This window comes from Streptomyces sp. NPDC048636, assembly GCF_040650655.1.
In the GTDB taxonomy this organism is placed as follows: Bacteria; Actinomycetota; Actinomycetes; order Streptomycetales; family Streptomycetaceae; genus Streptomyces.
The window spans coordinates 35,573-57,471 of record NZ_JBEZHR010000017.1 but is presented as its reverse complement, the minus strand read 5'-3'; the positions used below and the strand labels follow the sequence as shown (position 1 = coordinate 57,471).

At 71.7% G+C, this 21,899-nt stretch carries 20 protein-coding genes and 1 pseudogene; 5 read left to right on the top strand and 16 right to left on the bottom strand.

The window, feature by feature from the left end; translation table 11 throughout:
• Nucleotides 1-25: 25 nt before the first annotated feature.
• Nucleotides 26-475: a DUF523 domain-containing protein gene (locus AB0C66_RS31640; protein ID WP_362446387.1), complete on the bottom strand. Its 450-nt coding sequence runs from the start codon at nucleotides 473-475 to the stop codon at nucleotides 26-28.
• A 181-nt stretch (nucleotides 476-656) separates the two neighbouring features.
• Between AB0C66_RS31640 and AB0C66_RS31635 the strand changes: the two genes are divergently transcribed.
• Nucleotides 657-1,715, top strand: a complete 1,059-nt coding sequence (locus AB0C66_RS31635; protein WP_362446384.1) for an enoyl-CoA hydratase/isomerase family protein — start codon at nucleotides 657-659, stop codon at nucleotides 1,713-1,715.
• 148 nt (nucleotides 1,716-1,863) lie between these two features.
• Here the strand turns inward: AB0C66_RS31635 and AB0C66_RS31630 are convergent, their stop codons facing one another.
• Nucleotides 1,864-2,346, bottom strand: coding sequence for a helix-turn-helix domain-containing protein (locus AB0C66_RS31630; RefSeq protein WP_362446381.1), 483 nt, complete (start codon nucleotides 2,344-2,346; stop codon nucleotides 1,864-1,866).
• A 50-nt stretch (nucleotides 2,347-2,396) separates the two neighbouring features.
• Between AB0C66_RS31630 and AB0C66_RS31625 the strand changes: the two genes are divergently transcribed.
• On the top strand, nucleotides 2,397-2,825 hold the full coding sequence (locus tag AB0C66_RS31625; RefSeq protein ID WP_362446378.1) for a nuclear transport factor 2 family protein: 429 nt from the start codon (nucleotides 2,397-2,399) through the stop codon (nucleotides 2,823-2,825).
• A gap of 33 nt (nucleotides 2,826-2,858) precedes the next feature.
• Here the strand turns inward: AB0C66_RS31625 and AB0C66_RS31620 are convergent, their stop codons facing one another.
• The 3 genes from AB0C66_RS31620 to AB0C66_RS31610 all read right to left on the bottom strand — a co-directional run bounded on the left by AB0C66_RS31620 (nucleotide 2,859) and on the right by AB0C66_RS31610 (nucleotide 5,485).
• A complete protein-coding gene (locus AB0C66_RS31620; RefSeq protein ID WP_362446375.1) occupies nucleotides 2,859-3,368 on the bottom strand; it encodes a tetratricopeptide repeat protein in 510 nt (169 codons plus the stop codon).
• A gap of 42 nt (nucleotides 3,369-3,410) precedes the next feature.
• On the bottom strand, nucleotides 3,411-3,818 hold the full coding sequence (locus AB0C66_RS31615) for a protein-tyrosine phosphatase family protein (RefSeq protein WP_362446637.1): 408 nt from the start codon (nucleotides 3,816-3,818) through the stop codon (nucleotides 3,411-3,413).
• A gap of 143 nt (nucleotides 3,819-3,961) precedes the next feature.
• Nucleotides 3,962-5,485 carry a PLP-dependent aminotransferase family protein gene (locus AB0C66_RS31610; protein WP_362446372.1) on the bottom strand — a complete coding sequence of 508 codons (1,524 nt, stop codon included), beginning with the start codon at nucleotides 5,483-5,485 and terminating at the stop codon, nucleotides 3,962-3,964.
• A gap of 29 nt (nucleotides 5,486-5,514) precedes the next feature.
• Between AB0C66_RS31610 and AB0C66_RS31605 the strand changes: the two genes are divergently transcribed.
• Both AB0C66_RS31605 and AB0C66_RS31600 read left to right on the top strand, forming a co-directional pair.
• Nucleotides 5,515-6,126, top strand: a complete 612-nt coding sequence (locus AB0C66_RS31605) for a LysE family translocator (RefSeq protein ID WP_362446369.1) — start codon at nucleotides 5,515-5,517, stop codon at nucleotides 6,124-6,126.
• Between the two features lie 8 nt (nucleotides 6,127-6,134).
• The gene (locus AB0C66_RS31600; protein WP_362446366.1) at nucleotides 6,135-6,881 is read left to right on the top strand and encodes a phenylalanine--tRNA ligase beta subunit-related protein; all 747 of its coding nucleotides are present in this window, start codon (nucleotides 6,135-6,137) and stop codon (nucleotides 6,879-6,881) included.
• Between the two features lie 31 nt (nucleotides 6,882-6,912).
• Here AB0C66_RS31600 and purU read toward each other — a convergent pair whose 3' ends face one another.
• The 5 genes and pseudogenes from purU to glyA form a co-directional block, all read right to left on the bottom strand.
• Nucleotides 6,913-7,767, bottom strand: a complete 855-nt coding sequence (gene purU, locus AB0C66_RS31595; RefSeq protein ID WP_362446363.1) for a formyltetrahydrofolate deformylase — start codon at nucleotides 7,765-7,767, stop codon at nucleotides 6,913-6,915.
• Entirely contained in the window at nucleotides 7,764-8,354 is a 591-nt protein-coding gene (locus AB0C66_RS31590; protein ID WP_362446360.1) for a sarcosine oxidase subunit gamma family protein, read from the bottom strand. Before AB0C66_RS31590 ends, purU begins: the two co-directional genes overlap by 4 nt.
• A pseudogene (locus AB0C66_RS31585) lies at nucleotides 8,344-11,546 on the bottom strand (sarcosine oxidase subunit delta family protein). The gene AB0C66_RS31590 and the pseudogene AB0C66_RS31585 overlap by 11 nt, the downstream one beginning before the upstream one ends.
• 23 nt (nucleotides 11,547-11,569) lie before the next feature.
• Entirely contained in the window at nucleotides 11,570-12,814 is a 1,245-nt protein-coding gene (locus AB0C66_RS31580) for a sarcosine oxidase subunit beta family protein (RefSeq protein WP_362446634.1), read from the bottom strand.
• Nucleotides 12,814-14,175 carry a serine hydroxymethyltransferase gene (gene glyA, locus AB0C66_RS31575; RefSeq protein ID WP_362446357.1) on the bottom strand — a complete coding sequence of 454 codons (1,362 nt, stop codon included), beginning with the start codon at nucleotides 14,173-14,175 and terminating at the stop codon, nucleotides 12,814-12,816. Before glyA ends, AB0C66_RS31580 begins: the two co-directional genes overlap by 1 nt.
• A 101-nt stretch (nucleotides 14,176-14,276) precedes the next feature.
• Between glyA and AB0C66_RS31570 the strand changes: the two genes are divergently transcribed.
• Nucleotides 14,277-14,942 carry a GntR family transcriptional regulator gene (locus AB0C66_RS31570; RefSeq protein WP_362446354.1) on the top strand — a complete coding sequence of 222 codons (666 nt, stop codon included), beginning with the start codon at nucleotides 14,277-14,279 and terminating at the stop codon, nucleotides 14,940-14,942.
• A gap of 43 nt (nucleotides 14,943-14,985) precedes the next feature.
• On the opposite strand, the gene AB0C66_RS31565 is transcribed toward AB0C66_RS31570, so the two are convergent.
• From AB0C66_RS31565 to dnaK, 6 genes are read right to left on the bottom strand one after another with little or no spacing between them, the layout of a single operon-like run.
• Complete coding sequence (locus AB0C66_RS31565) at nucleotides 14,986-15,249, bottom strand: UBP-type zinc finger domain-containing protein (RefSeq protein WP_362446351.1); 264 nt, start codon at nucleotides 15,247-15,249, stop codon at nucleotides 14,986-14,988.
• 6 nt (nucleotides 15,250-15,255) lie between these two features.
• Nucleotides 15,256-17,877 (bottom strand): ATP-dependent chaperone ClpB, encoded by a 2,622-nt coding sequence (gene clpB, locus AB0C66_RS31560; RefSeq protein ID WP_362446348.1) that lies wholly within the window; start codon nucleotides 17,875-17,877, stop codon nucleotides 15,256-15,258.
• A complete protein-coding gene (locus tag AB0C66_RS31555) occupies nucleotides 17,868-18,275 on the bottom strand; it encodes a chaperone modulator CbpM (protein WP_362446345.1) in 408 nt (135 codons plus the stop codon). Before AB0C66_RS31555 ends, clpB begins: the two co-directional genes overlap by 10 nt.
• Nucleotides 18,272-19,255 carry a J domain-containing protein gene (locus AB0C66_RS31550; protein ID WP_362446342.1) on the bottom strand — a complete coding sequence of 328 codons (984 nt, stop codon included), beginning with the start codon at nucleotides 19,253-19,255 and terminating at the stop codon, nucleotides 18,272-18,274. The genes AB0C66_RS31555 and AB0C66_RS31550 overlap by 4 nt, the downstream gene beginning before the upstream one ends.
• A gap of 6 nt (nucleotides 19,256-19,261) precedes the next feature.
• Nucleotides 19,262-19,852 (bottom strand): nucleotide exchange factor GrpE, encoded by a 591-nt coding sequence (locus AB0C66_RS31545; protein WP_362446339.1) that lies wholly within the window; start codon nucleotides 19,850-19,852, stop codon nucleotides 19,262-19,264.
• A gap of 11 nt (nucleotides 19,853-19,863) precedes the next feature.
• The gene (gene dnaK / locus AB0C66_RS31540) at nucleotides 19,864-21,765 is read right to left on the bottom strand and encodes a molecular chaperone DnaK (protein WP_362446336.1); all 1,902 of its coding nucleotides are present in this window, start codon (nucleotides 21,763-21,765) and stop codon (nucleotides 19,864-19,866) included.
• Nucleotides 21,766-21,899: the final 134 nt, after the last annotated feature.

Sequence of the window (21,899 nt, the reverse complement as noted above, 5' to 3'; positions counted from 1 at the left end):
TGCCCATGGGCGGGCCGGTGCGCCCTCACACCCCGGGCGCGGGCCGCACGGTGATGCCGTTGCGGGCGAAGAGCGCCGCGGTCACCCCGTCGCCCGGTGTCAGCTCCCCGGTGAACGATCCGTCGTAAACCGCGCCCTGCCCGCACGACGGGCTGCGCGGCATCAGCAGGGCCTCGGTGCAGCCGCCCCGCCGGGCCGCCTCGAGGGCACGCCGGGCGCCGTCCACGAACGCGGCGGTGACATCGCGTCCTGTGTCGTCGACGACCTGTGCCGTACCCTCCAGGACGTCGTGGCCATCACCGCCGACCAGCTCCGCGGGGCGCCGCGGGGTGGTGAGCCCGCCCGCCACCTCCGGGCAGAAGGACACCACATCGTGCCCGGCCACCGCCTCGTCCAGTGCTGACACCGCCTTGTGGCGGCCGTCGTACCGGCAGGGCACTCCGCGCAGACACGCGCTGACCAAGATTGCTGTCATGGGGCCAAGGCTAGCCGCGGCACGGCGGACCTGGGCAGTATGGCCTCGGACGTGCGGCGACGGACGAGGTGGTCCGCGCTCCGCGGCCGCGCCGAACCGTGGAAGGAATGGACGAGATCATGCGTTTCACCCCGCCCCGCGCACACACCCGCGCACAGACCGGTCCGGCCGGGGCGGTCCGATGACGGCGGCCGACGACGCGCAGGTGCTGTTGCGCACCGAAGGGCATACGGCCCATCTGACCCTCAACCGCCCGCGGGCCCTCAACGCCCTGACGCACACCATGGTGACGCGTATCGAGGGGGCGCTGACCGCCTGGGAGCGGGATCCGGCCGTGGCCACGGTGGTCATCACCGGCGCGGGCGAGCGGGGGCTGTGCGCGGGTGGCGACATCGTGGCCGTCCACGCGGACGCCCGCGCCGGGGGCACCGCGTCGGCCGCCTTCTGGGCCGACGAGTACCGGCTGAACGCGCGGATCGCCCGTTTCCCCAAGCCGTATGTGGCGGTCATGGACGGCATCGTGATGGGCGGCGGGGTCGGGATCTCGGCACACGGCAGCGTACGGATCGTCACCGAGCGCTCCCGGGTCGCGATGCCCGAGACCGGTATCGGCTTCGTTCCCGACGTCGGCGGCACCTATCTGCTCGGCCGCGCCCCCGGTGAGCTCGGCATCCATCTGGCCCTGACGGGCCGGGCGGTGGGCGCCGCGGACGCGTTGCTGTGCGGGCTCGCGGACCACTTCGTCCCGTCGGAGCGGGTGCCCGCACTGCTGGCGGATCTCGCCCGGTCCTCCGTGGACGAGGTGCTGCCCCGTTACGCGCGGCAGCCGCCGCCCGGTGAACTGGACGCCCAGCGGGGGTGGATCGACGAGGCGTACGCGGGCGGCACGGTCGAGGAGATCGTGGACCGGCTGCACGCCCTGTCCGTGACCGCGGCGAAGGAGGCCGCCGAGACCCTGCTCACCCGGTCCCCCACCGCGCTGAAGGTGACGCTGACGGCCCTGCGGCGGGCCCGCACGCTCGGTCCGCTGGAGCGGGTGCTCGACCAGGAGTACCGCGTCTCCTGTGCCGCGCTGTCCAGCCCGGACCTGGTGGAGGGGATCCGCGCGCAGCTGGTCGACAAGGACCGCCGGCCGCGGTGGTCCCCGGCGACCCTCGCCGAGGTGACGGACGGGGACGTGGCCGCGTTCTTCGCACCGCTGGGTGAGCGGGAGTTGGGCCTAGCGCCCACGGCCCCCTAGCCGCCCACGCGGCGGTGTCGCCGGGAAGTGCGTGGGCCGCGTACGGCGGACACCGGGCCACCGGCTCGTGGCCGCGCCCGGGGGTGCCGGGACGCGCACGGGCGGGCCTGCTCATGGCGCGCGATGCGGGGCACAGAGGCCCCGGTCGTCAATGAGGTGGCCGGATGTCCCGGCGGCGGACCGCGTCGCTACCACCCAGCTCGTCCAGCACCTCGCTCAACAGCGCCCGCTGCTCGGCGAGCCGCCGGTCACCGAAGCGGTCGGCCAGCCGCGCGTCGAGCGCCGCCCGCGCCGCCCGGGCGGCCGTCACCGCGGCGCGGCCGCGTGCGGTCAGCCGGACACGGCGGACCCGGGCGTCCCGGTCGTCGGGGACACGCTCGGTGTAGCCGAGGCGCTCCAGCTCGGCGAGGGCCTTCGAGGCGCCCTGCTGGGTCATGTCCAGCTTGGTGGCGAGTTCACCGATGGTCGGCCGATCGTCGATGAGGTGCTGGAAGACATAGCCATGTGAGAACCGCACATCGCCGAAGCCGTCGGCCGCCATCCGTTCCTGGATCAGGTCGGAGGCGGCGAGGCCCACGAAGAGGGCGAGGGAGGCGGTGTCCAGCTGCTGGGGTTCCACGGGCTGCGGCATACCGCCATTCTCTATTTGACAACCTCGGTTGTGCAACTATGGTTGTTGACATGACCGGAATACCGCAGCACCCCAATGTCGATATCGCCCTCCGCTACCACGAGGCGGTCTCCCGCTTCGCGGGCGGTGAGGAACTGGCCGCCTTCCTCCACCCGGACATGGTCCACCACGAGCTGCCGAACGCCCTGTTCCCCGAGGGAGCCGTGCGCGATCTGGCGGGTATGGACGCGGCGGCCGACGCGGGCCGCCGGGTGCTCCGCGAGCAGAGTTTCGAGGTGATCGGCGCGGTCGCCTCGGGCGACCAGGTGGCGCTGGAGGTGCGCTGGACCGGAACGCTCGCGGTGTCCCGTGGCGAGCTTCCGGCGGGCCACGTCCTGCGCGCCCATATCGCGACCTTCATCGACTTCCGCGACGGCCGCATCGTCGGCCAGCGGAACTACGACTGCTACGAACCCCTGGCCGCCTCCCCCGCGGCCTGAGCCCCCCGCCCGCTCCCCGGCCCTCAGACCGCCTCAGACCGTCTCCGTCTCGTCGAGGTCCTGGGCGTAGTGCGCGATGGCCCGCCGGTAGCTCCGCACCGACGGGTCGTCGCTGGTCTCGGCGAGCAGGGTGAGCAGCAGCCGTATGGCGTCGTGGTGGTGGCCGGTGTTGTACAGGGCCATGGCCAGGAAGGTCCGGAACGCACCGTCGTCCGGGAACTCCTCCACGCCCCGGCGCAGGGTGTCGACCGCCTCGGTGAACCGGCCGAGCACACGGAAGGTGCTGCCGAGCCCGAGGAGCGCGCCGCGGCGGTCGGCGTCCGACAGCCCCGGTCCGCTCAGGCCGCGCTCGTAGAACGGGACGGCCTCGGCCTCCAGCCCCAGCGCATCGTGGGCCCAGGCCGTCTGGTACGCGATCTCGGCGTCCTCCGGATGGTCGGCGGCCAGCGCCACCAGCCGCCGCCGTGCCTGCTCGACCTCGCCTCGTTCCCGCAACTCCACGGCCTCGGCCAGCAGTTCGTCTCGTGTGCCTTCGTCGCTCATACCGGACATCCTCGCAGCCGGGCGCCCGGGGCGACCGTGCGCTCAGCCGGTGGCGGCGCCGAAGCGGCGCACATAGCGGCGCTGCCACGGGGTTTCGACGGCGTGCCGGTCGTAGCGCCGCCGTACGAAGTCCACCGCCTCGCTCGGCGGAACGCCGTCGAGGACGGCGATACAGGCCAGCGCCGTGCCGGTGCGGCCGCGGCCGCCACCGCAGGCGACCTCGACCCGCTCGTGCTCCGCGCGGCGCCACACCTCCCTGAGCAGGGCATCGGCGCGGGCGCGGTCACTGGGGAGGCGGAAGTCCGGCCAGCGGAGCCAGTCGGATTCCCAGGCCGTCTCCGGTGGCCGCGCCCCCAGCAGATACACCGCGTAGCCGGGCGACGGGCCGGTGGGCAGGGGCTTCCGCAGTCCCCGGCCACGCACCAGACGGCCGGAGGGCAGCCGGAGGATCCCAGCGGCCTCGGGGTCCCAGAGCGGTGAGCCCGCAGTGTGCTCCTGCTCCTGCGCGCCGTGCGTCACCGCCGCCTCCTCGACACTCACTGCGTGGACTCCTCGACCTCAACATAACGGAGACACACCGGCGTTACCCGGCCCTACCGCGGATTTCCGCCCACCTGGTGGCGCAGCGCCGCACCGAGCGCCGCGATGCCCTCCGCGATATCGCCCGGTGGGGACGCCGCGTAGCCGAGGACGATGCCGGGCGGCTGGGGCCGCTGGCCGTACCAGGACAGCGGATGCGCCTTGACCCCCAGGGCGAACGCCGCGGCGGCGAGGGCGACACCGTCCACCCCGGGCGCGAAGGTGATCGTGAGGTGGAGTCCGGCCGCCGCGCCGTGGACCTCCGTGCCGGGCAGCTGACCGGCGATGGCCTTGATCATGGCGTCCCGGCGGTGCACATGGCGTCGGCGCAGCAGACGCAACTGGCGCTCGAGCTCCCCGGAGTCCAGCAGTTCGGCCAGCACCAGCTGCGGCAGCACCGCGTTGCCGAGGTCGCTGTTGCGCTTGGCGAGGGCGAGTGCGTCGCGGTAACGCGCAGGTGCGAGCAGCCATCCCAACCGCAGGGCGGGGGCAAGGAGTTTGGAGATGGACCCGGTGTAGAAGACGTGTTCCGGCAGGGCGGCGCGCAGCGCGGAGACGGGAGGGCGGTCATAGCGGTGCTCCGCGTCGTAGTCGTCCTCGATGATGAGCCCGCCGTCCTCGGCCCAGCGCGACAGGTGTCGCCGCCGGTCGCCGTGGAGCACCACACCGGTCGGAAACTGGTGTGCGGGGGTGAGCACGACCGCCTTCGCCCCGCTCGCGGTCAGCTCGTCGACGCGCAGTCCGTCGGCGTCGACCCGGACCGGGGGTGTGTCCATGCCCCAGTAGTTCAGATGCTGACGGATGCCGAGGGAGCAGGGGTCCTCGACGGCGATGCCGGTGATGCCGTCCCGCCGCAGTACATGGGCGATCAGGGCCAGCGCCTGGGAGACCCCGGCCACGATGATGACCTCTTCCGCGTCGACACGGATCCCGCGGTTGAGCGCCAGCCACCGGGCGATGGACCGCCGTACGGCGGGTGCTCCGCTCGGATCGCTGTAGCCGAACGCGGACGGCTCCAGGGTGTTCAGCACGGCGCGTTCGGCGCGGAGCCATGCGGCGCGCGGAAAGGCGGCGAGGTCGGGCAGGCCGGGTGAGAGGTCGATACGCGCCGGTGTGGTGCGCAGCCGGTCGAAGATGTCCGTACCGGGCGGGGCCTGGCCGAACAGCGCCGACGAGGACGGAGCGGTGGCCGGTGGGCGCTCGGGACGGGGCAGCGTCGGGGCGGAGACCACGGTGGTGCCGCCACGGCCGCGGCCGGTGACATGGCCCGCTTCGGCCAGCCGCTGATAGGCGTCGGTGACAACACCGCGGGAGACACCGAGGTCGGCGGCCAGCCGTCGGGTCGCGGGCAGTGTGCTGCCCACCGGGAGGCGGCCGTCCGCGAGGGCGAGGCGCAGCCGTTCGGCCAGCCACTGGGCCCGGCCCCGGGCGGGCGCTTCCCCGATGTCGAGTTGCAGGAAGTCGGCGCCGGGCTCCTTGGAGGTGTCTTCGGAGCTCTCTTTGGACCTGTTGACCGATCCCTCTTTGGCTCTCCTCACCGGACCATTGTCTCAGGCAGGGTGGCCGCATGAGCATCGCATTCCTCCTCACCACGCTCATCATCGTGGCCACACCGGGAACCGGCGTCGTCTACACCCTGTCGGCCGGGCTCTCGCACGGACGGCGCGCCAGCCTCGCGGCCGCGTTCGGCTGCACGCTCGGTGCCGTCCCGCACGCGGCGGCCACCCTGCTGGGCCTGGCGGCCACGCTGCGTACCAACGCGGTGGCGTTCCAAGTGCTGAAGTACCTCGGGGTGGCCTATCTGCTCTACCTGGCGTGGGCGACGCTGAGGGACCGTCAGGAGATTGCCGTATCGGCCGGGTCCGGTCCGCGGTCCACCCGCCGGGTGATCTCCTCCGCCGTACTGATCAACCTGCTCAACCCCAAACTGACCATGTTCTTCGTCGCCTTCCTCCCCCAGTTCGTGTCCGCCGACGACCCCCGTGCGCTGCCCCGGATGGCGGCGCTCAGCGGTGTCTTCATGCTGGCCACGTTCGTGGTCTTCGCCGGGTACGGGGCCTTCGCGGCGGCGGTCCGCGACCACGTGGTCGCGCGCCCGAAGGTGCTCGCCTGGATCCGGCGGCTGTTCGCCGGATCGTTCATCGGCCTGGGCCTCAAGCTGGCCCTGGTCAATCCCTAAGGACATCCATGCGTCTTCTGTACTCCTCCGCGGTCCGGGCCGAGCATCCGGAGCTCGTTTCCGGCGCCCTTCATGTCACCGGTATCACCACCGATGTCCCCGCCGACGCACTCGCCTCGGCCGTCGCCCGGCACACCGCCGTCGCGGAGAGGCGGCTCGGCGACGGAACGGAAGGGGAGTTCCCCGAGATCCAGGCGTGGCGGCGGGCGTTCACCCGGATGGGAGTGAAACCCACGCAGTACCGGAACGCGGCCGAGGCACTGTTGCGGCGCTACCGCAAGGACACGTCACTGCCGTCGGTCCATCCGCTGGTGGAACTGTGCAACGCCATCTCGGTCGCGTACGCCATCCCGGTCGGGGTGTTCGATCTGGCCTGTGTCACGGGGCCGTTGGAGGTCCGGCACGCCGTGGGCGATGAGGTGTTCCTGTCCTTCTCCGGCAAGGCGGAACATCCGGACCCCGGGGAGGTGATCTTCGCCGACGCTGCCGGCCGCGCCCATGCGCGTCGCTGGACCCATCGGCAGAGCGGCCACTCCGTCGTCCGGGACACCACGGCCTCGGCCCTGATCGTCTCCGAGGGTATGCATGCCACCGCTCCCGGCGACGTCGGCAAGCTCATCGCCACGGTGGCCGCCGAACTGACGGAGCTCTGGCAACTACCCCCCTCAGCGGTGACCCTCACCCCCGCCTGCGGCCCGATAGACCTGCCCGGATGGTCCCCAAGCACCGAACGGACCACCAGCGGCACGGGCTGAACCCCGTTCAGCGGACCGGGTCGGCGGTGGGTCAGTTGAAGATGACGGTGCGATTGCCGTGCAGGAGTACTCGGCCCTGGCAGTGCCAGTTGACGGCGCGGGCCAGTGCCAGTCGTTCCGCGTCGCGGCCGACGGTGATCAGGTCGTCCGGGGTGGCGCGGTGGTCCACCCGGATCACCTCTTGCTCGATGATCGGTCCTTCGTCGAGATCGGCCGTGACGTAGTGGGCCGTCGCGCCCACGAACTTCACCCCGCGCCGGTACGCCTGGTGGTAGGGCTTGGCTCCGGCGAAGCTCGGCAGGAAGGAGTGGTGGATGTTGATGGCGCGGCCCTCGAGCCGCTTGCACAGGTCGTCCGAGAGCACCTGCATATAGCGGGCGAGGACCACCAGATCGACGCGGTGTTCGTCGATGAGCTCGAGCAGCCGTGCCTCGGCCCTCGGTTTGGTGTCCGGGGTGACCGGTACGTGCGCGTAGGGCACACCGGCGGCCTCGGCCGTAGCGGCGAGGTCCGGGTGGTTGGAGACCACCAGGACCAGTTCCGCGTCCAGGGCACCGCTGCGCCAGCGGTAGAGCAGATCCGCCAGACAGTGGTCGAACCGGGACACCATCACCAGCACCCGGGGCCTCGCTCCGGCGTCCCACAGCTGCCATTCCATCCCGAAGGACGCCGCCACCGGTGCGAAGGCGCTGTGCAGCCGGTCGAGGGTGAGGTCCGCGTCATGCGCGGTGAACGCGGTGCGCAGGAAGACACTTCCGTGCTCGGTGTCGTCGTACTGCTGGTGTTCGGTGATGTCACAGCCGTGCCGCAGCAGGAACGAGGTCACGGCGTGGACGACACCGGGGCGTTCGGAGCAGGTGAGGGTGAGCAGAAAGCGGTGGCTCATGAGCCACCCCGGTACTCGGTGGAGGCGTCGACGAGCCAGCCGGCCACGTACTCGGCGAAGGACGAACGGACCAGCAGCCAGACGCTGGAGGCCGCCACGCCCCGGACCACGAGCGTCACCCCGGCCTGCGCCAGCAGGGTGGTGAGGCAGGAGCCGACCGGGGTCACCCGCGGATCGAGGTCGATGGCGCAGCCGCGGGCCAGCACCTCACGGGTGAGGTGTCCGGAGACGGCCAGGGTGGTGCGCTGGGCGGAGACGTCGGTGACGGTGGCGAACGCGTCGCCGATCGCCGCGCGCAGCCGCGTCGCCAGGTCCTGGCCCCGGTCCGGCGGCGCCACCAGCAGCCATTCGTCCGGCCCCAGCCACAGGGCCTTCACCTCCCCGGACATATCCGCGCGCGAGGGCCCGGGCAGGGCGATACCCAAGGTGTCCTCGGCGGCCCGGGCCGCCGGGCTGCCGGGCTCCACCCGCAGGGAGAGCTGGGTCAGGAAGGGGATCTCCCTGATGTCCAGACCGTCGGGCAGCCGGTCGAAGGTGTTCTGCCACCCGTCCAGCGGGCTGAAGCGCAGGGGTGTCTCAACCGTCACGGCGAGCTCCCTCCTTGTCGAAGAGCACGGGCTCGGACACGGTCACCGGGACGGTCTCGCCGTCCAGCGGCACATAGAGGGTTTCGCCGATCCGGCGGGCGCCCGACCGCACCAGCGCCAGCGCGAACGTCCGGCCCAGGGCGTCGCTGCGGTAGCTGGAGGTGACATGTCCGAGCATGGGCACCGGTGGTGCGGGGACGCTGCTGGTGGCGATGATCTGGGCGCCCTCCGGCAGCAGCCTCCGCTCGTCGGCGGGCAGCAGCGCCACCAGTTCCTTGCGGTCGGGGCGCTGGTTCTCCGGCCGGGCGAAGGAGCGCTTGCCCACGAAGTCGGCCTTCTTCTTGGACACCACCCAGGACATACCGAGATCCTGCGGGGTGACGGTGCCATCGGTGTCCTGGCCGATGATGGGGTACGCCTTCTCGGCGCGCAGCACATGCATCGTCTCGGTGCCGTAGGTCGTGAGGCCGAAGGGGGCGCCCGCCGCGTACAGCGCCCGCCACACCGCGATGCCGTCCCACGCCGGTACGTTGATCTCGTAGGCGAGTTCACCGGAGAAGCTGATCCGGCAGACCCGGGCCGCGGCACCGGCCACGGTGGTGTCGCGCCAGGACATGAACGGGAAGGCGTCGCTGCCGACGTCGAGGCCGGGGGCGACCAGGGCCAACACGTCCCGGGCGCGCGGACCCACCAGGGGGATGGTCACCCAGTGCTCGGTGACGGAGGTGAGGTGCACCCGCAGCTCCGGCCATTCCGTCTGGAGCCACTCCTCCATCCACTCCAGCACCTTGGCGGCGTTTCCGGTGGTGGTGGTCAGCAGGAACTCCTCCTCCGCCACCCGGATCACGGTGCCGTCGTCCATGGCCATGCCGTCGACCCCGCACATCACGCCGTAGCGGATCCGGCCGGGCTTCAGGGTGCTCATCAGGTTGGTGTACAGCCGGTCCAGCAGTTCACCGGCGTCCGGGCCCTGGACGTTGATCTTCCCGAGGGTCGAGCCGTCCATCATCGCGACGCCCTCGCGCGCCGCCCGGCATTCCCGCAGCACGGCCGCGTCCATCGTCTCCCCGCCGCGGGGGTAGTACCAGGGGCGCTTCCACTGTCCGACGTCCTCGAACAGCGCACCGTGCTCGAGATGCCAGGGGTGCAGCGCGGTGACGCGTGCGGGGTCGAACAGCTCACCGCGGTCGCGCCCGGCGAAGGCGGCGAAGGCCACCGGCACCGCGGGCGGTCGGAACCGGGTGGTGCCCAGGTCCGCGATGTCCACGCCCAGGGCCTCGGCGACGATGCCGGAGGTCAGCACGCCCGAGGTGCGGCCCTGGTCATGGGCGGTGCCGATGGTGGTGTAGCGCTTGACGTGTTCCACCGACCGCAGCCCCGCGCCGGTTGCCCGCAGCACGTCCGTCACCAGGGCGTCGCGCTGGAGGTCGACGAACTGGTGGGAGCCGTCGGGCGCGTCCTGCGGACTGGGCACCCGCCACAGCACCCGGCCGGGCGCGGCGGGCGGTGCCACGGCCACCGCCGGGAGCGGGGCCGGGGACACGCGGCGGTCCAGCGCCGACAGCGCCCGCGCGGCGGCGTCCGTCCCGTCGGCCAGGCAGCCGGCGAGGGTGGCGAGGCCCCGGGCCGACCCGGCGGTCCGCACGGTGGGCAGCGCGTCCGCGGGGACGAACGCGCCCGGCTCCGGGTCGTACACCAACGGGCCACCGGCCTGGCTGAACAGCGCCACGGCCGGGTTCCAGCCGCCGGAGACGAGCAGCAGATCGCAGTCCACGCCCTGGCGTTCGCCCAGTGCGCCGTCGTCGAAGCGGGCGACATGGGCGCGGGAGATCCGGTCGATCCCACTGGTGCCCGTCACCACGTGTCCGGGGCGCACCTCGATACCGCGTGCGGCGCAGGCGGCCAGCAGATGGGCGGCCACGCTCTCGCGTGCGTCGATGACGGCGGCGATGTGGACACCGGCGTCGGCCAGGTCGAAGACGGCGTCGTAGGCGGAGTCCTGGGTGGTGAACACCACGGCCCGCCGCCCGGCCACGACTCCGAAGCGGCCCAGGTAGGTACGGGCCGAACCGGCGAGCATGATGCCGGGGCGGTCGTTGTCGTCGAACGCGACGGGCCGTTCGTAGGCCCCGGTGGCGTAGACGACCTGACGGGCCCGGATCCGCCAGATCCGCTGCCGTGACACATGGGCGGGCGCGGCGGCGCCGAGGTGGTCGGTGCGCTTCTCCAGGGCGAGCACCAGACCGTCGTCGTAGTGGCCGAAGGCGGTGGTGCGGCTGAGCACCGTGGCATCGGGGCAGGCGGCCAGCTCGTCGGTGACGGCTTGGACCCACGCGGCCGCCGGGGCACCGTCCAGGGTCCGTCGGCCACTGAGCAACGAGCCGCCGGGCCGGGGCAGTTCGTCCACCAGGATCACCCGGGCGCCGGAGCGGGCGGCGGTGAGCGCCGCGCTGAGTCCGGCCGGTCCGGCGCCCACGACCAGGACGTCGCAGTGTGCGTGCAGGGTGTCGTAGCGGGCCGGGTCCGGCTGGTCGCTCAGCCGGCCCTGACCGCCCAGGCCCCGCGCGACCAGCCCGTCGTAGAGCTCCACGGTGGTGGCGGTGAGCATCGGTTCGGGGAAGGGCGCCTCGATCTGCACCAGCGCGTTGGGCTCCTCGACACCGGCGGCCATGATGCCGCGCGGCCTGCCGTACTTGATGCCGGTGGCCACCCGGTGCACACCGTTGGCCAGCAGGGCCGAGGCGAGGGTGTCCCCCGGGTGCCCGGTGTACATCACACCGTCGAAGACGAAGGAGAGGGTGGTGCCGCGGTCGATCTGGCCGTGGCCCGCGGTGCGGTACGCGTTGCTCATGAGGTGGCCTCCTGGCCCTGCCGCGGCTGTGCGCCGGTGGCGGTGCGGGGGGTGGCGGGGGCGGTACGGACGGCGGGGGGCGGGTCACCGACGCGGTAGACCGCGAGGAACTCATGGGTGACCGTGTCGCGCAGGGCGTTGAACCAGCGGCGGCATCCGGCGGCGTGTGTCCACCGCTCCGCGAAGGGCCCCTTGGGGTTGTCGCGGAAGAACACGTACTGGGCCCACTGCTCGTCGTCCAGGGCGTGCGGGTCCTCTGGGTGGGCGATATGCGCCTGTCCGCCGTAGTGGAATTCGGCTTCTTCGCGCACACCGCACCAGGGGCAGTCGATGAGCTGCATGGGGTCTCCTCGCTCGGCGGCCGTCAGTGGGCGACGGCGGCGGCGCCGTGTTCGTCGATCAGTGCGCCGGTGGTGAACCGGGACAGGGTGAAGGGCGCGTTGTAGGGGTGGGGTTCACCGGTGGCGACGGTGTGTGCGAAACACCAGCCGACCCCGGGGGTGGCCTTGAAACCACCGGTCCCCCAGCCGCAGTTGAGGTAGAGATCCCGGACCGGGGTGAGTCCGACGATGGGTGACGCGTCCGGGGTGACATCGACGATCCCGGCCCAGGTGCGCAGCATGTGGGCGCGGGCGAACACGGGGAAGAGCTCCAGGGCGGCGGCCATCTGGCGTTCGATGATGTGGAAGGCGCCGCGCTGGCCGTAGCCGTTGTAGGAGTCGATGCCCGCGCCCATGACGAGTTCGCCCTTGTGCGCCTGGGAGACATAGACATGTACCGCGTTGGACATCACGACCGTGGGGTGCACCGGCTCCAGGAGTTCGGAGACCAGCGCCTGGAGCGGATGGCTCTGCAACGGCAGCCGCAGTCCAGCCATGGTGGCCAGGACGGAGGAGTGTCCGGCGGCGGCGAGTGCCACCTTCCCGGCGGCGATCGGGCCGCGGGTGGTGCGCACACCCGTCACCCGGCCGTCGCTGATGTCGATGCCGGTGACTTCGCAGTCCTGGATGAGATCGATGCCCAGGTCATTGGCGCGGCGGGCGAATCCCCAGGCCACGTAGTCGTGTTTGGCGATGCCCGCGCGCGGCTGGTAGGTGGCGCCGTGCACCGGGTAGCGGACGTCGGAGGAGACATTGACGATGGGGCAGACCTTGGCCACCTCGTCGGGCTCCAGCCACTCGGCGTCGATGCCGTTGAGCTGGTTGGCGTGGACCCGGCGCTTGCTGTCGCGTACGTCCTGGAGGCTGTGCGCGAGGTTGAGCACCCCGCGCTGGCTGAACAGGATCGGGTAGTCGAGGTCCTCCTCCAGGGTCTCCCACAGCTTCAGGGAGTGCTCGTAGATCCCGGAGCTCTCGTCCCACAGGTAGTTGGAGCGGATGATGGTGGTGTTGCGGGCCATGTTGCCGCCGGCCAGCCAGCCCTTCTCCAGGACGGCGATATTGGTGATGCCGTGGTTCTTCGCCAGGTAGTAGGCGGTGGCCAGTCCGTGGCCGCCGCCCCCGACGACCACCACGTCGTAGGAGGGCTTGGGGTCGGGGTTGCGCCAGAGGAAGTCGGAGTGGTCGGGCAGCACGTCCCCGGGGGTGGGCGGGGTGTTCGCGGAGTGCATCACGCGTCGGCCTCCTGGGCAGCGGACGGCTGGGGGTTACGGGACCGCGCCGCCGGGACACCGCCGGGGTAGAGCGGGAAGCGGTCGGCGAGGACCTGGACGCGCTCGCGCAGCGCGGCGGACACCCGCTCGTCGAAGCCGGGCAGGAGCGCGGTGGCGATGATGTCCGCCACCTCGTGGAACTCCTCGGCGCCGAAGCCACGGGCGGCGAGCGCGGGGGTGCCGATCCGGACGCCGGAGCTGACCATCGGCGGGCGGGGGTCGAAGGGTACGGCGTTGCGGTTCACGGTGATGCCCACCTGGTGCAGCCGGTCCTCGGCCCGCTGCCCGTCCAGCTGGGAGTGGCGCAGATCCACCAGGACCAGATGCACATCCGTGCCGCCGGTCAGCACGCTCACCCCGGCGTCCGCGGCGTCCGCGGCCAGCAGCCGCGCGGCGAGGATCGAGGCGCCCTCCAGGGTGCGCCGCTGCCGTTCGGCGAACTCGGGCCGGGCCGCCAGGCCGAACGCGACCGCCTTGGCCGCGATGACATGCTCCAGCGGGCCGCCCTGCTGGCCGGGGAAGACCGCCGAGTTGATCTTCTTGGCCAGCTCCCGGGTCGAGAGGATCACTCCGCCGCGCGGGCCGCCGAGTGTCTTATGGGTCGTGGTGGTCACCACATGGGCGTGCGGTACGGGCGAGGGGTGCAGCCCGGCCGCCACCAGACCCGCGAAGTGGGCCATGTCCACCATCAGATAGGCGCCGACCTCGTCGGCGATCCGCCGGAAGGCGGCGAAGTCCAGCTGGCGCGGATACGCGGACCACCCGGCCACGATCAGCTTCGGCCGGTGCTCCCGGGCCAGCTCGCGGACCCCCTCCATATCGATGCGGTGGTCATCCTCGCCGACCTGGTACGCGGCCACCGTGTACAGCCGCCCGGAGAAGTTGATCCGCATCCCATGGGTGAGATGGCCACCATGCGCCAGGTCGAGTCCCAGGATGGTGTCACCGGGCTCGAGCAGCGCCGCCATGGCGGCCGCGTTGGCCTGCGCGCCCGAGTGCGGCTGCACATTGGCCGCCTCGGCCCCGAAGAGCGCCGTGACCCGCTCGATCGCGAGCCGCTCGATGACGTCCACATGCTCACAGCCGCCGTAATAACGACGGCCGGGGTAGCCCTCGGCGTACTTGTTGGTGAGCACCGAGCCCTGCGCCTGCATCACGGCGAGCGGGGCGAAGTTCTCGCTGGCGATCATCTCCAGTGTCCCGCGCTGGCGGGCCAGCTCCGCCTCGATGGCCGCGGAGACCTCGGGGTCGGCGTCATGGAGCCGTTCGGAGAGCACCGCGGAGCGAGCCGCTCGCTGGTCGGGGGTGGCGGCAGTCATCAGAACTCCCTTGCGGACCGACTAGAAGGCGACTGATATATCAGTTGGCTGTTGAGGTACGGTAGGAGTGCGCCTCCGGGCGCGTCAAGGGAGGGATCCGGGTGACTTCTTCAGCAGTCGCGGGCCACGGCGCCGAGAGCCTGGCCGACCGCGCCTACCAGGCGATTTCCGAACGTCTGGTGACCTTGGGCATCCGCCCCGGCGAGCCCGTCAACGACGAGCGGATCGCCGCCGAGCTGGGCTTCGGGCGCACCCCGGTGCGGGAGGCGCTCAAGCGTCTGGAGACCGAGCGGCTGATCGTCGCCTATCCCCGCCGCGGCACCTTCGCCACCGAGGTCCAGATCGCCGACCTCGGCCATATCTCCGAGGTCCGCCAGCAGCTCGAACCGCTCGCCGCCTCCCTCGCGGCCGAGCGCGCCACCGAGCGCGACCGCGCCGGACTCGGCGAGCTGCTGACCCGGCTGGAGAACGAGAGCGCCGCCGACGCCGACGGCGGCGCGGATCTGATCCGGCTGGACATGGCCGTGCACCGGGCCCTCTACGCCACCACCTACAACCCGTACCTCCAGGACACCCTGATCCGCTACGACAACCTGGCCACCCGTATCTGGTGCCTGTTCATCGACCGGCTGCCCGGGCTGGCCGGGCATGTGCGCGAGCACGGACCACTGCTGCGCGCCGTCATCGACGGCGATCCGCAGAAGGCCGCCGCCCTGGCCGCCAGCCATGTGGAAGGGTTCGAAGCGGCCATCCGCGAGATCATCTGACCCGCTGTCCAGCGGACACGGACACCGCCTCCGGCACCGCGCGTCAGACCAGGGACTCATGGGCGAAGCACCACCGCCACTCCTCCCCCGGCTCCAGGGGCTCCACGATGGGGTGCTGCTCCGCGTAGGCGTGGGCGCGGGCGTGTTTCAGCGGTGAGGAGTCACAGCAGCCCACGTGGCCGCAGGTGAGGCAGAGCCGCAGATGGACCCAGGGGGAGCCGATGCGCAGACATTCCTCGCACCCCTCGGGGGTCTGCGGGGTGACCTCTCGCACCATGGACAGATGCGGGTCGGATTCGATGGCCATGGCCTTTCACCTCTTCCCGTTCCGCTCGTAGGTGACCACGAGTTCACCGTGCTGGGCGTCGACCCGGACGACGGCGCCGTCCTGGACATCGCCGCGCAGCAGGGCGCGTCCGATGAGCGTTTCGACCTCGTGGGAGATGAAGCGGCGCAGTGGACGGGCGCCGTACACCGGGTCGTAGCCCTCGTGGGCGATCACCTCGCGGCCGGACGGGGTGAGTTCGACGCCGATCCGGCGCTCGGCCAGCCGCGTGCGCAACTCGTCGAACTGAAGCTCCACGATGCGCTCGATCTGGGGTTCGCCGAGCGGCTTGAAGAGCACGATGTCGTCGACCCGGTTGAGGAACTCGGGCCGGAAGTGGGCGCGCAGTTCGGCCATGACCAGACCGCGGGCATCCGGCTTGAGCTCGCCCTGTGAGGTCACGCCGTCCAGCAGATGTTCGGAGCCGATGTTGGAGGTCATGATGATCACGGTGTTGCGGAAGTCGACCACCCGGCCCTGGGAGTCGGTGATCCGCCCGTCGTCGAGCACCTGCAACAGCGTATTGAACACATCGGTGTGCGCCTTCTCGATCTCGTCGAAGAGCACCACGGAGTACGGCTTGCGCCGCACCGCCTCGGTGAGCTGCCCGCCCTCCTCGAAACCCACGTAACCGGGTGGCGCGCCGAGCATCCGGCTGACGGTGTGCCGCTCCTGGTACTCGCTCATGTCCAGCCGGATCATGTTGTCCTCGGAGTCGAACAGCGCCGCGGCGAGGGTCTTGGCGAGTTCGGTCTTTCCGACGCCGGTGGGGCCGAGGAAGATGAACGAGCCGATCGGACGGCGCGGGTCGCGGATGCCGGACCGGGCCCGGATGATGGCGTCGGAGACCAGTGTGACGGCCTCGTCCTGGCCGACGACCCGCTCGGCCAGGATCTCGTCCAGCCGCAGCAGCTTCTCCCGTTCGCCCTCCTGGAGGCGGAAGACGGGGATACCGGTCCACGCGGCGACGATCTCGGCGATCTCGTCCTCGGTGACGACCTCGCGCAGCAACCGGTGCTCGCCTTGTCTGGCGGCGAGTTGTTCCTCCTCGGCGGCGAGTCTGCGCTCCAGCTCCCGGAGCCGTCCGTAGCGCAGTTCGGCGGCGCGGTTGAGGTCGTAGGCGCGCTCGGCCTCCTCGGCCTCCAGGCGGACCTGCTCCAGCTCCTGGCGCAGCTCCTGCACCCGGCGGATGGACTGCCGTTCGGCCTCCCACTGGGCGTGTTTGGCGTCGGCGTCGGCCCGTAGATCGGCCAGCTCCCTGCGCAGTTCCGCCAGCCGGGCCTCGCTCGCCGGGTCGGTCTCCTTGGAGAGCGCGGCGTCCTCGATCTCCAGCCGGGTGACCCGGCGGGTGATCTCGTCCAGTTCGGCGGGCATGGAGTCGATCTCGGTGCGCAGCCGGGCGCATGCCTCGTCGACCAGGTCGATGGCCTTGTCCGGCAGGAACCGGTCGCTGATGTAGCGGTGGCTGAGGGTGGCGGCGGCGACCAGGGCGGTGTCCTGGATCTTCACCCCGTGGAACACTTCGAGGCGTTCGCGCAGTCCGCGCAGGATGGAGATGGTGTCCTCGACCCCGGGCTCCTCCACCAGGACCTGCTGGAAGCGGCGCTCCAGGGCGGCGTCCTTCTCGATGTGCTTGCGGTACTCGTCGAGGGTGGTGGCGCCGATCATATGCAGTTCGCCGCGGGCCAGCATCGGCTTGAGCATGTTCCCGGCGTCCATGGCGCCCTCGGCGGCTCCGGCGCCGACCACGGTGTGCAGTTCGTCGACGAAGAGCAGGATCCGCCCGGAGGCCGCCTTGACCTCGCTGAGCACGGCCTTCAGCCGTTCCTCGAACTCACCGCGGTACTTGGCCCCGGCCACCAGGGAGCCCATGTCGAGGGCGAACACGGTCTTCTCGCGCAGCCCTTCGGGAACGTCGCCGCGGACGATGCGCTGGGCCAGACCCTCGACGATGGCGGTCTTGCCGACTCCGGGGTCGCCGATGAGCACGGGGTTGTTCTTGGACTTGCGGCTGAGGATCTGGGTCACCCGGCGGATCTCGGCGTCCCGGCCGATGACCGGGTCGAGTTGGCCGGAGCGGGCTTCGAGCACCAGGTCACGGCCGTACTTCTCGAGCGCCTCATAGGCCACTTCGGGGTTGGCGGAGGTGACGCGCTGGCTGCCGCGGACATGGGTGAGGGCGGAGAGGAACGCCTCCTTGGTGACGCCGTGGCTCTTCAGCACCCGTCCGGCGGCGCTGCCGGAGCCCTCGTCGGCGAGTGCGAGGACGAGGTGTTCCACCGACACATACTCGTCCTTGAGCCGCTTGGCCTCCTGCTCCGCCTCGTCCAGCACCTGGGCCAGCCGCCGGGTGAGGAAGACCTGGCCGGGGGCGGCACCAGGTCCGGTGACCTTCGGTCTACGGGCCACCTCGGACTCCAGCATGGTGCGCAGCGCGGTGGGGTCGGCGCCGACCTGGTTGATCAGCCGGGGCACCAGGCCGTCGGGCTGGTCCAGGAGGGCGAGGAGCAGATGCTCTCCGTCGACCTCGGTCTGACCGAGCCGTACGGCCGTGGACTGGGCGTCCTGGAGGGCCTCTTGTGACTTCTGGGTGAGACGGTTCATATCCATGGTGGTTGATCACTCCTCGTGCCGCCGCGGCGCAGCGCCGTTTCGAGCCGGTCGATGCGGTCGAGCAGATCGAGCACCAGACCGATGGATGCGTAGTTCAGGCACAGTCCGGAGCGCAGCCGCTGGATTCGGGCGAGCGTCGCCGGAGCGGTGGGGGCGAACACCAGCCGTCCCGCGGCGTCGCGTTCGGCGCCGACGAGGCCGAGGGAGACGAGGCGCCGCACCAGATCGGGGTGGAGTCCGGACCGGCGGGCCACGGTCTCCAGCGAGAGCGTGCGCACGGGCACCAGGGCGAAGCGGACACCGGCGGTGGGCGGGGTGTCCGGGGTGGCCGAGCTGTCCGGAGTGGCCGGGGTGGCCGGGGTGGCCGTGTACGGCCCGGTGGCATGGGTGCTCATGTCGGCCTCCTGGGGTCGAACGAGGAGGCGGCCGCGAGCTTCTCGAACAGCTCGCGCTCCCGGTCGCCGGGGTGGGGCGGCACCTTGACGCTGATCTCGGCGTAGAGATCGCCGTCCGCGCCACGGGGGTTGGGCATACCTTGGCCGCGCAGCCGCAGCCGCCGCCCGCTGGAGGATCCGGCCGGGACGGTGACCTTGGCGGTGCCGCCGGGCGTGGGCACGGGCACGGTGGCGCCGAGCGCGGCCTCCCAGGGGGCGACCGGCAGCTGGACGTGGATGTTCCGGCCGTCCAGGCGGAACCGCGGATGCGGCTGGATCCGCACCCGCAGATACAGATCGCCCGCCGGGGCGCCGCCACTGCCCCGGCCGCCCTGTCCGGCCAGCCGGACGCGCTGACCGTCGGTGACCCCGGCCGGGACGTCGACCTCGTAGGTGCGCTGTCCCCCGTCTCCGGCGAGGGTGACGCCACGCTGTCCGCCTCGGTACGCCTCCTCGACGGTGAGCGGCAGTTCGGCCTCCTGGTCGGCCCCGGGGACGTCCATGCGTACGCCGCCACGACCGGCGCCGGGTCCGCCGCCACCGGCGCCGAAGAGCGATCCGAAGAGGTCCTCGAAGTCGACGCCCGCCCCTTCGGCGTCGTCACCGAAACCGCGGACCACCCGGACCCGGCGGCCGCCCTCGTCCGCGGTGGTCCAGCCACGGAAGCCGCCACCGCCACCCCCGGCACCGGTGCCGACCCGCTCCTCCCAGTCCTCGGGGATCTTGCGGAAGTCCTCGCCGAACCGGTCGTAGCGGGCACGGGTCGCGGGGTCGGAGAGCACGCTGTACGCCTCGCCCAGCTCCTTGAAGCGCTCCTCGGCCCGCGGGTCCTTGTTGACGTCCGGGTGGTGCTTACGGGCCAGGTTGCGGTACGCCTGCTGGATCTCGTCGGCGCTCGCGCCCCGCGAGACGCCGAGGATGTCGTAGAAGTCCCGGGCCACGGCCGGTCACTCCCGTTGGGAGACGACCACGGCGACCGGGCGGAGCTGGTGGTCCGCGTCGCCGTAGCCGGGGCGGAGCACCTCGACCACCGTCCCGGGTTCGGCCTCGGGGTCCTCCACCACGCCGACCACCTCGTGCCGGGTCGGGTCGAACGGCACCCCCGTCTCGGAGTGGCGGGGGTAGCCGAGGCGGGCGAAGGCGTCCACGCCCTGGTCGCGCACCGCCTTGACGCCGTCGACGATCGCCCCGGGGTGGGCCTCGGCGTGGGCCAGGGCGAGTTCGAGGTTGTCGATGAGGGGCAGCAGGGCCGTGGCCGTACGGGCCCGCTCGGCGGCCAGCTCACGTTCCAGCTCCCGGGCGTGGCGCTTGCGGAGGTTGTCCAGGTCGGCCAGGGCGCGCCGCCACCGGTCCTCCAGCTCGGCCAGGACCCGCGAGGTGTCGTCCTGGTCGGCGCCGTCCGGGCCGGTGGCGGCGTCCGCCCCGGGCTCCGGCGGCGGCTCGGCCCGCTCCCGCTCCCCGGGGGCGGGCAGATCCTGTGCGGGGTCCGGTACGGCGCCCTCGGGCACCGGATCCGGCTGCTGGGGGCGGGTGGACATCTGTCCTCGCCTCAGCCCTTGTCGAACTCGGCGTCGATGACGTCGTCGTCGCCCCCACCGGCGTCCCCCGCTCCCGCGGGACCGGCGCCACCGCCGCCCTCCCCGGCTCCCGTGGTGGCCGTGCCGTGGGAGGCGAGTCCGGCGTAGATCTGCTGGAGTTCGGAGGTCAGCGGCCGGGCCCGGTCGGCACCCACCTCGTCCTTGACGGCCCGGCGGGCGTCGGTCACCAGCATCTCGGCGCGCGCCTTCTCATGGGAGGGCGCCGCATCGCCGAGCTCGGCCAGCCGCTTCTCGACCTGGTAGGCGACGGCGTCCAGTTCGTTGCGGGCGTCCACGGCCTCGCGCAGCGCATGGTCCTCACCCCGGTTGCGCTCAGCCTCGGAGACCATCCGCTCCACCTCGGCGCGGTCGAGGTTGGAGCTCTCTGTGATCTGGATGGACTGTTCCTTGCCGGTGTCCCGGTCCCGCGCCGTGACGTTGAGGATGCCGTTGGCGTCGATGTCGAAGGTCACCTCGATCTGCGGTTCGCCACGTGGCGCCGGGCGGATGTCGGTCAGCTGGAAGCGGCCGAGCACCCGGTTGTCGGCGGCGCGCTCGCGCTCGCCCTGGAGCACCACGACGTCGACGGCGGGCTGGCTGTCCTCGGCGGTGGAGAAGGTCTCCGTGCGGCGCACCGGGATGGTGGTGTTACGGTCGATGATCTTCGTCATCACACCGCCACGGGTCTCCACACCCAGCGACAGCGGGGTGACGTCCAGCAGCAGGACGTCCTTGACCTCGCCCTTGAGCACCCCGGCCTGGATCGCGGCGCCCAGCGCCACCACCTCGTCGGGGTTGACGCTCATATTGGGTTCCTTGCCACCGGTCAGCCGGCGGACCAGGGCCTGTACGGCGGGGATCCGGGTGGAGCCGCCGACCAGGATCACCTCGTCGATGTCGTGCGCGCCCACCTTGGCGTCGGCCATGGCCTGCTCCACCGGCCCGAGGCAGCGCTCCACCAGATCGGCGGTGAGCTGGTCGAAGGTGGACCGCATCACCGACTGGGTGAGGTGTTTCGGGCCCGCGGCGTCGGCGGTGATGAACGGCAGGCTGATCTGCGTCTGGGTCACCGTGCTCAGCTCGGTCTTGGCCTTCTCCGCGGCTTCGAAGAGCCGCTGGAGCGCCTGTGGGTCCTGCCGCAGATCGATGCCGTTCTCCTGCTGGAAGGAGTCGGCGAGGTGGTCCACCAGACGGCGGTCGAAGTCGTCGCCGCCCAGATGGCTGTCGCCCGCGGTGGAGCGCACCTCGACCACTCCGTCGCCGACGTCGAGGACGGACACGTCGAAGGTACCGCCGCCGAGGTCGAAGACGAGCACCGTCTCGTGTTCCTTCTTGTCCATGCCGTAGGCGAGGGCGGCGGCGGTCGGCTCGTTGATGATCCGCAGCACTTCGAGACCGGCGATCCGCCCCGCGTCCTTGGTGGCGGTGCGCTGTGCGTCATTGAAGTACGCGGGCACGGTGATGACCGCCTCGGTCACCCGCTCCCCGAGCTGCTTCCCGGCGTCGTCGGCCAGTTTGCGCAGCACCTGGGCGCTGATCTCCTCCGGCGCGTACAGCTTGTCGCCCACCTTGAACCGCGCGACACCGCCCTCGCCCTCGACGACGTCATAGGCGACCGCCCTGGCCTCGTCGGGGATCTCGTCGTACATCCGGCCGATGAACCTCTTGGCCGAGTAGATGGTGCCCTTGGGGTTGAGGATCGCCTGCCGCCGGGCCAGCTGGCCCACCAGGCGCTCACCGCTGTCGGTGAACGCCACGACGGAGGGGGTGGTCCGGCTGCCTTCGGAGTTGGGGACGACCGAGGCTTCACCGCCCTCCCACACAGCGATCACCGAGTTGGTGGTGCCCAGGTCGATTCCGACTGCCTTGGCCATGGCCGCTCCTTCGAAGGCGCCGACGGAGACCCGCCCCGGTGTCCGTCGCCAGCGGTTTATGCCTTTCCTCCACCGTCCCACCCGGGCTGCGCCCGCGCGAACGCGGCGGTCGTCAGGGCCCGGGCCTTTCACCG